Annotated in this window: 7 protein-coding genes and 1 tRNA gene; 3 read left to right on the top strand and 5 right to left on the bottom strand. The window is 54.4% G+C overall.

Annotated elements, in window-relative coordinates:
• The first annotated feature begins 63 nt into the window (after positions 1–63).
• Together KIH39_RS17770 and KIH39_RS17775 are read left to right on the top strand one after the other, a co-directional pair.
• Positions 64–3,285: a S41 family peptidase gene (locus KIH39_RS17770; RefSeq protein WP_213494574.1), complete on the top strand. Its 3,222-nt coding sequence runs from the start codon at positions 64–66 to the stop codon at positions 3,283–3,285.
• Positions 3,286–3,515: 230 nt separating this feature from the next.
• Positions 3,516–4,787: a peptidylprolyl isomerase gene (locus KIH39_RS17775; protein WP_213494575.1), complete on the top strand. Its 1,272-nt coding sequence runs from the start codon at positions 3,516–3,518 to the stop codon at positions 4,785–4,787.
• 7 nt (positions 4,788–4,794) lie between these two features.
• Here the strand turns inward: KIH39_RS17775 and KIH39_RS17780 are convergent, their stop codons facing one another.
• Complete coding sequence (locus KIH39_RS17780; RefSeq protein ID WP_213494576.1) at positions 4,795–5,289, bottom strand: hypothetical protein; 495 nt, start codon at positions 5,287–5,289, stop codon at positions 4,795–4,797.
• Between the two features lie 388 nt (positions 5,290–5,677).
• On the opposite strand from KIH39_RS17780, the gene KIH39_RS17785 reads away from it, so the two are divergent.
• Positions 5,678–5,751 (top strand) — tRNA-Pro (locus KIH39_RS17785).
• Between the two features lie 293 nt (positions 5,752–6,044).
• On the opposite strand, the gene KIH39_RS17790 is transcribed toward KIH39_RS17785, so the two are convergent.
• The 4 genes from KIH39_RS17790 to tnpC form a co-directional block, all read right to left on the bottom strand.
• On the bottom strand, positions 6,045–8,885 hold the full coding sequence (locus KIH39_RS17790) for a TOTE conflict system archaeo-eukaryotic primase domain-containing protein (protein WP_213494578.1): 2,841 nt from the start codon (positions 8,883–8,885) through the stop codon (positions 6,045–6,047).
• A gap of 79 nt (positions 8,886–8,964) precedes the next feature.
• Complete coding sequence (locus KIH39_RS17795; protein WP_213494580.1) at positions 8,965–9,390, bottom strand: hypothetical protein; 426 nt, start codon at positions 9,388–9,390, stop codon at positions 8,965–8,967.
• Between the two features lie 112 nt (positions 9,391–9,502).
• The gene (locus KIH39_RS17800; RefSeq protein WP_213494581.1) at positions 9,503–10,882 is read right to left on the bottom strand and encodes a 2OG-Fe(II) oxygenase family protein; all 1,380 of its coding nucleotides are present in this window, start codon (positions 10,880–10,882) and stop codon (positions 9,503–9,505) included.
• Positions 10,883–11,262: 380 nt separating this feature from the next.
• On the bottom strand, positions 11,263–12,717 hold the full coding sequence (tnpC, locus tag KIH39_RS17805; RefSeq protein ID WP_213494582.1) for an IS66 family transposase: 1,455 nt from the start codon (positions 12,715–12,717) through the stop codon (positions 11,263–11,265).
• Positions 12,718–12,858: the final 141 nt, after the last annotated feature.

Genomic DNA, 12,858 nt, shown 5'->3' on the forward strand with positions numbered 1-12,858 from the left:
TTTGCCTATTTTTCGTCAATCATAATGCTTCCCAGTGATTTGATTACTTCTTCGAGGTTCTCCATGCGGAAAGGTCTGTTCGCATTTTTGTGCAGCCTTGTATTTACAATCCCCATCCAGGCTCAAAGTGAAACACTACTTCTGCGGTTCCCCGCCATTCACAACGATACGGTTGTTTTCAGTTATGCCGGGAATCTCTATACCGTCTCCGCGCAGGGGGGAATTGCCCGCAAATTGACCAGCCACGAAGGTTATGAGATTTTCCCGCGTTTCTCGCCGGACGGAAAGACGATTGCGTTCACCGGCCAGTACGATGGCAATACCGAAGTTTATTCGATACCAGCCGAAGGAGGCATTCCCAAGCGTCTGACCTTCACGGCGACGCTCAGCCGGGACGATGTGTCCGACCGCATGGGCCCCAACAACGTGGTGATGGGCTGGAAAAACGACGGTAAGAGCATCATCTACCGCGGCCGCATGGCCAGCTTCAACGACTTCATCGGTCAACTTTACACGGTCAGCACCGAGGGTGGCATGTCCGAACCGCTGCCGTTACCGCGCGGCGGCTTCGCTTCTTATTCTCCCAATGACAGCAAGCTGGCCTACAACCGCGTCTTCCGAGAATTCCGAACCTGGAAGCGCTACCGCGGCGGCATGGCCGACGATGTCTGGATCTACGATTTCAAAACTAAGACTTCGGAACAGATCACCAATGTCGATGCCCAGGATATTTTCCCGATGTGGGCCGGCACGAAAATCTATTACCTCTCGGATCGCGATGAAAACAAACGATTCAACCTGTTCTGTTACGACACGGTCGCCAAGACGACCCGACAGGTCACCCACTTCAAGGATTACGACATCAAATTCCCTTCACTGGGGAACAAGGCCATCGTTTTCGAACTGGGTGGCGCCCTGTACAAGATGGATCTGGAATCGGAAAAAGCCGAGAAAATCACCATTCGCGTTCTGGATGACCTGAACACCGGTCGCAACGTGCTTAAGAACGTTTCGAAGGAAGTCACTAGTTTCAGCGTTTCGCCCGATGGCAAGCGGGCGGCGATCGGCGCTCGAGGCGAAATCTTCAGCGTCCCAGCCAATCAGGGCTTCACTCGCAATTTGACGAATTCGCCCGGCGTTCACGAACGCAATGCCGCCTGGTCCCCTGACGGCAAGTCGATTGCTTTCGTTTCGGATCAGAGCGGCGAAGATGAGATTTACACCATTCCCCAGGATGGCAGCGATAGCCCCAAGGCACTGACCAGCGGGGCCGACACCTACAAGTACGAGATCGATTACTCGCCCGATTCGAAGAAGATTCTCTGGAGCGACAAGAAGCTTCGTCTGCAATTCGTCGACGTCGAGAGCAAAAAAGTGACGCAGGTGGTTCAAGCGAAGGATTTCGAAATTCGCGATTTCACCTGGAGCCCCGACAGCAAGTGGATCGCCTATGCGAAACCCGAATCCGAAACGATGAACAAGATTTTTCTCTATTCGGTTGAGAAAAACACCACCACGGAAATTACCGATGGCTGGCAAGCCGCCTCGAACCCCTGCTTCAGCTCCGATGGCAAATGGCTGTTCTTCGTCTCGAGCCGGGATTTCAACCCCATTTATAGCAGCACGGAATGGAATCACGCTTATCTGGAAACCTCGCGGATCTATTTCGTGTCGCTGGCCAGCGACACCGAAAATCCCTTCAAGCCCAAATCGGATGAAGTGAACGAAAAACCGGCCGCCTCCAAACCCAGCGAACCGCTTAACGTGAAAGTCGATCTGGACGGTATCAAAGATCGCGTGCTGAGCCTGCCGGTACCGGTCGCCAATTACAATAATCTCCATTCCGCGGGCGGACTGCTCTACTACACCCGCGGCGGTTTCCGCATGCCACGATCCTTCCACGCCTACGATCTGGGCGGGAATAAGGAACTCAGTCTCGGTACCGTGGACAACTACGACATCTCCGCCGACGGCAAGAAGATGATGGTTTCCAAGGGCGGCAACTACGGCATCATCGATCTGCCCCGGGCCTCTTTCGAATTCAAGCACATGGATCTTTCGGGCCTGGAAGTCAAGCTCGATCGCCATGCCGAATGGAAGCAGATCTACTACGAATGCTGGCGACAGATGCGGGACTTCTTCTACGATCCCAATCTGCACGGCGTCGATTGGGTCGGCGTCAAAAAGAAGTATGAAGTTTTGCTGCCCTACGTTCAACATCGCTACGATCTGAGCTACCTCATCGGGGAAATGATCGGCGAATTGAACGCCGGGCATTGCTACGTCGGCGGCGGCGATGTCCCGGCTGTGACGAAAATTCCCATGGGTCTGCTGGGAGCTCAGTTGAAGCTGCATCCGGAAACCCGCTACGTTCAGGTGGCCAAGATCCTCAAGGGAGCCAACTGGAGCAAATCGCTACGTTCCCCTTTGACGGAAATGGGTAACGAAGTCAAGGAAGGGGAATATATCGTCGCGGTGAATAATGTGCCGGTCAACGAAGTGAAGAGCATCTATGAACTGCTGATCAACACCGTCGACAAACCGGTTCAATTGAAGGTGAACAAAGAGCCGAATATGAAGGGCGCTCGCACGGTGACGGTGACTCCCATCGGCAACGAACACGATCTGTATTACTATGACTGGGTGCAGGCCAACATCAAGAAGGTCAGCGAGGCCACCAATGGCAAAGTGGGCTACATTCATGTCCCCGATATGTCGCAGGTCGGCCTGAACGAGTTCGTGAAGTACTACTATCCGCAGTTGGGCAAGAAAGCCTTGATCATCGACATGCGCGGCAACGGCGGCGGCAACGTCTCCCCCATGCTGATCGACCGGCTGCGCCGGGAAATTGCCATGGTCGGTATCGCTCGCAACGCTCAGCCGACTGTCGATCCGGGAGGGACTTTCTACGGACCGATGTGCTGCCTGCTGAATGAATACTCCGCTTCGGATGGCGACCTTTTCCCCTATCGCTTTAAGCACTACAAGCTGGGGCCACTGATCGGCAAGCGAAGCTGGGGCGGCGTGGTCGGCATTCGCGGTTCGCTACCTCTGTTGGATGGCGGCACGCTGAGCAAACCAGAGTTCAGCCGATTCGACGTGGCCGGTAAGGAATGGATTATCGAAGGTCATGGCGTTGATCCGGATATCGTTCAGGATAACGATCCCGCCAAGGAATACGCCGGGATCGACCAGCAACTGAACAAGGCGATTGAGGTGATGCTGGAAAAACTGAAGACGGACGAGAAGAAACTTCCTGCAATCCCCGTCTTCCCCAAACGCTGATAGATTGCCCGTATTTCGCTGCTCCCGGTTGGAAGTTCGCTTCGATCCGGGAGCTTTTTTAATTCCTATCTCTCCATCGCACATTAAAAGAATCGGTTGGGATAAACGGCGCAATCTGGCCGCTTCCATTATCCGTATAAACACGATCAAATTCTTGCCTCCGTCGTCCAATCTGCAGTTCGACTTGCGTCTTCCCGTCCGGCCGCTATAAGCGAAGAGTCAAAATAGGAATGGATTCCACTTCGGAAGTGGAAGGAGCCTCCCGAATGGACTTGCGTGGGACATCCTTCGAATGGATTGCGGCTTTGCCGCTCGTTACCCTGTTGGCCGCGGGCTGTTGCACGCCCGGCACCGGTCAAACCAGCGGTATTAATAAAGAGCGTGAAAAAGACGCCATGGACCGCGCCAGCAAGGCGCTGGATAAACCAGACGACAACTCTGGCAACAAACTGACCGCGCGTTCGCAGTCACCGCCGGATCAACCGGCTCCGCTGGCCGCGCCCGCTCAACCGGCTCCGCAGGTGATCCAGCCGGTAGTGAATGAAGAATTCAAAGCCGATCTGCAGGTTCGCGTGGTGGCTCGCTTCGGCGAGGCCGCCGTGTACGACCGGGAAGTGAAAGAAGTCGTCGCGCAGCGGGCGGGCGAATTCTATCAACTGGTCGGCGATGCCCGTCGAACCAAAGAAAAGCAGATTTACTGGGAAGAGCTCAAGAAGTTGATCGATCGGGAACTGATCATCGACGAATTAATGGTGAAGCTGAAGAAGGCCAAAAACGATAAGGCGCAGCAGGAAATCAAGAAGGTCGCGAAGGAAGAGGCCGACAAGAAGCTGAAGGAATATCGGAAGAATCGCAAGATCGATACCGAGGAAGAGTTCGTCAAACTACTCGATCTACAAGGGATCTCGCTGGCCGGCCTGCGCCGTCAGATCGAACGGGATTTCATCAAGAACATTTATCTGCAGGAATTGATGAAGCCCAAGAAGGAACTCATCAGCATTGCGGATATCCACGATTATTACGACAAGCACTCGGATGAATTCAAAGTCGAAGAGAGCGTGAAGTGGAACGATATGTTCATCAGCAAATCGATTTTCGACAACAGTAAACCAGGCGAGGCCCGCAAGTACGCGATGGCCATACTGGAACATGTGAAGGCTGGCGAGGACTTCGCGAAACTCGGCGAGCAGTACGACAAGGGAGACAGCAAGTTCCGCAAGAGCATGGGAGCCGGGGAGAAGCGCGGAGAAATTCGGCCGCCGGAGTGCGAGGAAACGCTCTTTGCCCTGAAGCCGAACGAGTCTAAATTGATTGAAACCGACAACGGCTTCCACATTGTGAAAGTGGTGGAGCGGGTGTATCCCGGCTTGAGGCCCTTCAACGATAAACTCCAAGCGGAAATCCGCCGAAAACTCACCAACCAGATACTGGATAGTGAATATCAGCGGATTACGGATGCGCTATGGCGGCAGGCCCAGCCCCAGATTCTGATCGATCCCTAGACCGGAATTACAGGCCCGATTTTTTCTTGGCCTCGAGGATGGCCGCCGGGATCGTCTGAATCTTGGCGTCTTCCTTGAGTCCTGAAGTGGGAATCGCGGGAACGTTCTGCTTCTTCCCGGCATTCGCGCTGGCGTCGGCCTGGCTGAGAATGTCGCGGAGACTCTTGCGGAAGGAGTCGTACTGGTTCTGGAGGTCGTTCCGCTCGGCCGTACGCACGGCCAATTCGGTTTTCACCAGATTCAATTCTTTAACGGTGGCCTGCAGACGATCGACTTCGGCCTGCAATTGGGCGCGCGATTCTTCTTCCATCATCAGCTTTTTGCGAAACTGGTCCCGTTGAGCGCTGGAGGTTTTGAAATCTTCTTCCAGACGGATGGTTTTGGCTTCCAGAGATTGCAGTCGTTCGGTCATCGCAACGCTGGCGGTGGTGCTGCGCGAGCAACCCCAGGCTCCGATGATCAGGGTGAACGTCAGGGCTAAATACAAATTCCAACGCTTCATGGAGGGACCCTCGAATTTAGGTTAACCGACGGACAAAAATGTGTACATCGGGGAGCTGGGAAATTCTGGCAAAAGATTCCGTTCGGGAAGCTCCGTTACATCCTTCGCATTTTCTTTCGTCCATCGAAAGTTCTTTACTTCATCCAAATTTGCTATTTTTTGTGATCGGCAATGTGAAGCGCCGCCAAGAAGGAAACTGACGATTTCGCGGATTATGATTCAAGAAGTGTAATGCGTAAGACCGTCAGGATCGTTGCTCTCGGCGCGGCCAGGAAGTGCTCGTGAACCCGAAGCGGGGCGGGAGGATCTATGAGTTTGGGTGGAGTTGTCCGAGGAAGTTATCGGGTTGACAAATCGAGGCATGAACGTAGGATATGCCTTCCAAATTCGGGCTGTAGCTCAGCTTGGTAGAGCGCTTGGTTCGGGACCAAGAGGTCGCAGGTTCAAATCCTGTCAGCCCGACTGTTTTTTAAAAGAAGCCCTTCGGCGAGTACGTCGAAGGGCTTTCTCATTGCTAAATAATGGGCGGGTATCACGGGTTGATTTCGTTCAAAAGACTGGCTTCATTGCCATGATTTTTCATTGGATTTGACGTAACCTCTTTGTTAGCAAGTCGTTTTGAGGTTCAAATTCCGTTGTCCCTCTCATTACGACAAAATTGCAGTTCAGTGCGAGTACCTCCATTTCGGGTCAGTCGAGTGAGATGCGAATTCTCGCGTTCCAACTGTCCTTTATTGGGAGATTGATCGTTTGACTCAGCCGCCGTTCGACTCGGAATTTCCAAAAGCTTTCTGCTGGTGGTGCGACAGAGCGCGAAGAATCGTATCGAGCACGCTGTTGAGTTGCTTGCCGACGTCTTCGGCCAGGAAGCGCAATACGAAATAGCCATGCTCCTGCAAGTGCATATCCTTGCGGCGGTCGCGGCGATAAGCTTCCGGGCTGTCGAAGTGCTGGGCGCCGTCCAACTCAATGGCGAGCCGGGCTTCGGCGTATAGCAGATCCACTTCCATTCTGCCGTTGCCGTCGAAGGGAATCGGCAGTTCAGCGTTCAGTCTAAACCGCCCGGTTGTTGCGGGAAGGGTCTGTAAACGTTGATAGAGAAAAGCCTCGCTTGCGCTGCGGGCACGATCGATTTCATTAGCTTCGAAAGCGACCGACGTTGCCGCTTGCGTGAACAGGTTCGCCAAGGGAGCATCGACGCCGTCGCGGATCAGCCGCTGGACGCTGGCTGCGTAGTCCGCTTTCCATTGTGGATCGACGGGCAAAGGAACGCTCGCCGGCCAACCCGGCACCGCGCTGGCAGGGAGCAAAATCGTATAACCCACAGCCTCGTAGCCGCGGCAACGCCGGTCGAACATACGAGCCAGCATGGGTACGTTCAGGTCGACATAGTCGTACACGCGCACTTCGCGTTTGCTATGATACAGCCTGTGCAGCCGGCCTACATATTGCGCGATTGTGCCGCGCCACGAAATCGGCAGTGTTAGAAATAGGGTATCCAGGCGCGGATCGTCGAAGCCTTCGCCGATATAGCGTCCGGTTGCGAGCAAGACACGCGGCTCGCATTCGGGAATTGCTGCTAATTTGCCGGCACCTTCGCCGATTTCTTTTCTACTCATGCCTCCGCGCATCACAATCAGATGCCGAACGGTGCTGGATAATTGCTCAGCCAGCAGGTCGAGATGCTCGTTGCGTTCGGTCAATACCAAAGGCGACCGGCCCTCGGCAACGGCCTGAAGCACGTCAGCGCAGATGAACCGGTTGCGAACCGGATCTACAACCAATTCTGAATGCAACTCTTGAAATTGGACGCGCCGATCTTCAGCGACAATTCCCTGAGAACAAAAGCCCGTCGGCCGGACATGGACGGTATGCACGAAGGGACGCTCAGCTGCCTGCTTCTTGGCATCGACTCGATATCGAATGGGTCCGCACTGCATGAAAATCATCGGATGATGGCCATCTTTTCGAGCAACTGTGGCGGATAGGCCGGTGACGAATCTGGATTTTGCCAGGCGGACGACTTGCTCGAAACTGGCCGCGGGCAGATGGTGGCATTCGTCCACGACGAGATGCCCGTAATCCCCGAGCAAATCGAGTCCGGCTCCTTGTCGCGATAAGCTTTGAATTAACGCCACATCCAGCAAGCCGGTCGGTTTCTTGCGCCCGCCGCCGATTTGACCAATTTCTTTGGGCGGCAGATTCAGAAACGTTGCCAAACGCTGCACCCATTGCTCCATCAACTGCCGGAGATGCACGAGAACCAAAGTGTTAACGCCTCGCTTCGCAATGAGCCAAGATGCGACCACGGTCTTTCCAAAAGCCGTTGTGGCGGCGAGCACGCCCGTGTCGTGTGCCAGCATTGCGTAGGCTGCGATCTCCTGTTCGTCATGCAAATGGCCGTGAAACGCAGCTTCCAGCGGCTTGCCCTGCTGGCGTTCATCCCGCAAGCCGATGCCTATTCGCAGATCTGCAAGGAGAGCTTGAACTTCGTCCATGCAACCGCGAGGAAGGCCGATATGCTGCGGATGGTCCTCGGCACCAACAATAATGCGCGGCTTGCCAAATGTCGGCAGATGCATCGCTTGGGCCTTGTAGAATTCGGGATTCTGAAAAGCTGCCATCCGAACGAGACGGTTTTGCAAGTTGGGAGTCAGTTGGTCCTTGGCGATGGTGAGCTGATTGCAAAGGATCAATTCGACTCGGCTCGGCAGCGGCCCGTCGCAAGGGAGTTCTTTTCGACGACTCACCGAAGGCACTGTCCAGTAATGAGCGTCGTCCTCTTCTACGGGAGCGAATCGCACGCCGATGATCCGCCCCGCTTTTTCCGCACGCGAGACGATGGACTCGGCACCGACTCGGTCGATTCGCCGAACCGAAGACAGCAACTCCCATTGGTCGACGTGCGGTTTGAAATCGTCGTCCAGGAAAACGCTGTTGCCCCGTTCGCGCGATACTTTCTGCAAAGGAAGCGCGATCGAGTTGCCGAAACCGCCTTGAGGGAGCGTATCTTGGTTGGGGAAGCAATGATCGTAGGAATCCAACCCAATTTCCGGCTGCCGATCCATGGTTTCGGTCAGCAAGTACGCCCCGAGTTTGCGCGCCAGAACGGCAGGAATTGCTTCGGCGAAGAACAGCCAAAGATGACCGCTGTTTCCGCTTCGCGATTGCTCCAGCGCCGCCGGCAAGCCGAGGCGGCGGCACGTGTCCATCACCGCCTGTGCATCCTTCCGCCAATTCTGTTTGTCCAAGTCGATGGCCAGAAAGAAGCACCTCTCGTCGCGCAACAAAGGGTAGACACTCATGACGAAGTCGCGCCCCGCGTCATCTTGTCCGGACAGGTGCCAGCGGACGGCATCGTCAGTCACGGGTAAGAATCGTTGGTGCGGGCAGGCGGCACATTTGATGCGAGGCTTTTCGCATACTCCCTGTATCCACTCGTTGCCGCACGCGAGCGCATACCCCGACTTGCCTGTGCGGAGGCTTTCAAACCGGCGGGCATAGACGTCGTCGCGTCCGCGAAAGAGCGTTCGAAACAGGGCAATCTTGGCCTTGGGAGAAGAAAGACGATTGACGGGTTGGAGCTGGCGGTTCATAGGTAGTCACCATGCATTGCCCTTCCCTGAAGTTCGACTTGCTTTTGGAAAAACGAATGTAACTGTATTCAGCCGAGAATCAGCGTCCCTTCGCACCGCAACAGAACTTATATTTCTTGCCGCTATTGCAGGCACATGGTGCATAGCGGTCGATATTAGAGATTCTTTGGGCTGGCGCCCCTCTTTTGGGAAGCTCCTGCTCCGAAGGACCACTTAGTGAAGGTCCAGCGGAAGCCCGTCGATGCAAGAACGGGAACATTTCGTGGTGTCTTTGGATCATGGGCATAATGACGGATTTCTTAAATGCATCGAATTCCTCGTCGTTCATGGCGAAACTCTTCTGTACGTCGCTTAACGTCTTCTCCCAGCTATCTTCAGGAAAAATTGCGAGATTATAGCACAGCTGGGCTATGGCGAAGGCTTTCTCAATCTGTTCCGGAGAACCATCCGTCTGATCGAGAAGAGGCTTTGCGTAAGCCACAATTCCTTCCGCAATCGCGCCCATATCCGAGTCTCTCCAGTATTGGTCAATTCGAGCCGATGCGAGTTCGAAAACGCGTCGGCATTTAGGACTATTCCTGTACTCAGTTTATTGAGGTGTGCAACCGCGCGGCGAATCACTTTTGCTTTAAGTTGAGTTTACGGGTGGACCGCTTACGTTTTGCGTCTGTCGGCGGTATGGCCGGTGCGCGAAGGCCCTTGCCGAACTTCGGGATCTCGATGTGCAATGCCGCATAGGTGTAGAGATCGACTTCGGAACTCTCATTTCCAAAATATCCCCAAGCGCAATAATCGCAGGTATGAAGGTGTCCAGCCGCTGGAAGTTCCGGATCGCCGTTATCTTGGGATTGCCGTGTTGAACTGTCCGAGGAGGGAGGAGGCTCAATCCAAGTGACGCCAAAACCGCCTTTCGTTTCGGAACTTCCTCGAATCGGCAAAGCGCTTTCGAGGTCGGACGCAGCCACCTGCCAGCCCAGTTTCGATTTCTCTTTGCTCGTCGGAAAGCGATCGAGTTGCCAGGTTTCATCGACGCAGCTTTCGAACATGTATGGGTTGAAGCTGACTTTCAATCCGGCCTGGAGCGATGTCGCCGCCACCAAATAATCGCGTCCTTTGAGCGCGGTTGAAGGCTGCTGATCGATGGAGCTCTGTTTGCTCTGAAAGCGTGCGTCCTGGTGGTAGAGATGGCAACAGGGATAACCGAGAATTCCGCCATTAGGAAGGAAACTCTCGTCGGCCAGCAAGGCCTGCCACGCTTCTTGAATGCGCGGCGCGAGATCCTCGCCAGCCACATCGTGTACCGGCACACCGCTTTCTCCGCGTCTTAGCAAATAGGTCAATGTGACGCGTGCACCGCTCCAAATTCTTTCGATCTGATGATCCACATCGCCGAAGAACGCGGCCCAATGAAGTTGATTCGGCTTCTTTTGCTTTTCGATGGCAGATCCCCAGTCGTACTTCTGCACGACTCCCCGGTGCCTCAAAACCAATTTGCCGTTCGAAAAATTCGACGGCAAACACACAACCAGCGTGCCAAACATATCGTTGCCGCGCGGTGTATCTTTGTGAGGCGCGAAGTGTCCGCCAGAGCTATAAACATTTACGGAGTAAAGTTCCGCTGAAATGAGATTAGGATCGTGTGGAACGAGTTCTCGTTGGATCTTCTTCAAAATGCCGGCGGATTCGGGGTCGAAGCCTTCGATGGAAAATCCGCCCTTCTCGGCCTTGAGTTGAAGCGCATCGCGCACCATGCGATCGTAGCGGGTCTTTTTGCCGTCGCCAAAAGGCGCCGGCTCGCAGTGGTCGAGCAACGGCTTTAATTCATTCTTCTGCTCGAATGTACTTTTCGCGCGAGCGACTTCAAACCGGGTCTTATCCCGAAACATAAAAGCGATGGGATTTTTCGGAATGCAAGTTCCTTTGCATGAAAATGGAGCAGTCACTCCATGGATTGCCAACCGCAAATTCTCCAGTGTCGATGTTGCTTTCTTGCTCATGATCATAGATTTCCTGGTAGGAGCTCACAGTCGATTGATCCTTGGAAATACAACATTTCTTGAATTTCTTGCCGCTGCCGTACAGACAGGGGTCATTGTGTCCCGCCTTCATTGGCATTTCCCCCCATTGCACTTGTGAGATTCTACGCTTTCCCGAAAACTGCGTACAGAAAAACGTAACCTCTTACCCGAACGCCGCCGTTCCATTTCACTGGAACGGCGGCGTTCGCGTTGAACAGAACGAGATTCTCTCCGCAGTCGTAAGATCAGTTTGCCGTGGGCTTTGTGTCATGCAGCCGCCGCTGTAGCCCACTTTCCCAGCCCCGCACGCCAGCGATAAAAAGTTCAATAGTGACTGTGAATGAAATCAAGGTAATCTTTCACTCTCCTGAACTGAGCTTCACGGGTAGAGCAGGTAGTTTCCCTGTAAGCGTGTAGGTGCGGAGGGCCGATTCGGTCTCCTTTAAAGGATCCGGGTCCCGCAGCTTCAGGGTTCGATAAATGCTCATCAGAATGCTTCGCGTCCGAGCCCCCTGCTGGCTGTAACTGCCGAAACTGACTTTCCGCATCATCACGCCCGGTCGGATTTCTCGCTCCCCCTTATTGTTGCTCTTGGGCACTCCCTCTATTTCCAGAAACGTTAATAGATCGTCGCCGTAATCGAACAAACGCTTGGCCAATCTCCGGGCGTGGCGGTTCGTCCACGGTCGCACCGCCAAATCGGTGATCCGCGTCTTAAGCCGCAGCAATCGGCTGTCGTAGCTCTCCTGTTGCAACTCTTCGATACCCGCCTCCAAACGCACGGCATCGGCGTAAATCCGCCACAGTTTCTTGCAGAATTCTGGCCAATCCTCGCCGCTTTCAGAGCCTTCATCGACCGCCGTCAGATCCCGCAACAAGTGAGGCCAACACTTCTGACGCTTCTGGGTCACGATGTCGTACACTTTCCAGAAGTCGCTGACCAGAACGCCCTGGAAGGCTTCCGTGAAGAAGACCTTCAAGGCCTCGTGACCCCGCTTGGGGTGAATCCGATAATAGGTCGCATCGTCCCGCGCAAAACACCACAGCCAGGACGTCACTCCTTCGGTTCGCCAGCCGGTCTCATCAGCGTGCAGGACGCCGGCCAAAAGACATTCGCGGTGAATCTGCTCGTACCAGGGTTCGAGTACCTCGGCCAGACGGTGCCAGATTTCGGTCAAGCCGCCCACGCTGAGTTTCATCTGAAGGTGGCCGTTGAAGACCTCCAGGATCTGACTCGTCGTGGTACCCAGTCCGTAGTGCAGCCAGGCCGACAGGACCGTAGTTCGATGGCCCAGCTGACAGCCTGGCAGAGCGTCGGGAACAACCGGTTCGACCTGCTTTTTGCACTTGGGACACCAGTCGCGGTGAATCGTGTGTTCGGTTGTCTGAGCGTGCAAATCGTCGGGAATATCTTCGATGATCCTTAGGCGTTTGCGGTCGGTGCGTTGCAGAGCTCCCTGGCAGCAGGGACAGACCTCCAGTTGGTGGGTCTGGCGTTTATCGATGCGGGTGGGAATTGGGCGATAATGACCGTCGTGTCCAGGCTTGGGGCCGGCTTTTCCCTTCTTTTTCTTGGGATTCGCATTCGGCTTTAAGTAGGGAGCGATGGATCCCGAGGGAGTGTTTGGCCCCAGAGGTATCGTGCCTGCAGCGACCGCGACGCTCAGCTGAAGTAACAGAAACTGCAATTCCAGGGGATCTCGATGAACGAACTCCCGAGCTTGTTCCGAAGTCAGCTTTCCGCTTCGGAACGACGCCAGGAAAGTGGGATCGAGAACGGGAGTTTCCGTTGATGTTGGAATCGCAGAAGCCATGACGGAGTGATAGCAAATTGCAACCCCTCGCGCAAGACCAGTTCAGGGAAGTGAAAGGTTACCCATTCAGAATCAAGAGACGAAACTGTCCTAATGTTGGAATTCATTTCGAAAGAATATTTACTGGGGGATTTGATCCAC

Source organism: Telmatocola sphagniphila, assembly GCF_018398935.1.
GTDB classification, from domain to species: domain Bacteria; phylum Planctomycetota; class Planctomycetia; order Gemmatales; family Gemmataceae; genus Telmatocola; species Telmatocola sphagniphila.

Bases quoted from the DNA above. Each gene is read 5' to 3' on its own strand.
- tnpC (WP_213494582.1), bottom strand. From the start codon at position 12,717: ATGGCTTCTGCGATTCCAACATCAACGGAAACTCCCGTTCTCGATCCC.
- KIH39_RS17795 (WP_213494580.1), bottom strand. From the start codon at position 9,390: ATGGGCGCGATTGCGGAAGGAATTGTGGCTTACGCAAAGCCTCTTCTC.
- KIH39_RS17790 (WP_213494578.1), bottom strand. From the start codon at position 8,885: ATGAACCGCCAGCTCCAACCCGTCAATCGTCTTTCTTCTCCCAAGGCC.
- KIH39_RS17800 (WP_213494581.1), bottom strand. From the start codon at position 10,882: ATGAGCAAGAAAGCAACATCGACACTGGAGAATTTGCGGTTGGCAATC.
- KIH39_RS17775 (WP_213494575.1), top strand. From the start codon at position 3,516: ATGGATTCCACTTCGGAAGTGGAAGGAGCCTCCCGAATGGACTTGCGT.
- KIH39_RS17780 (WP_213494576.1), bottom strand. From the start codon at position 5,289: ATGAAGCGTTGGAATTTGTATTTAGCCCTGACGTTCACCCTGATCATC.
- KIH39_RS17770 (WP_213494574.1), top strand. From the start codon at position 64: ATGCGGAAAGGTCTGTTCGCATTTTTGTGCAGCCTTGTATTTACAATC.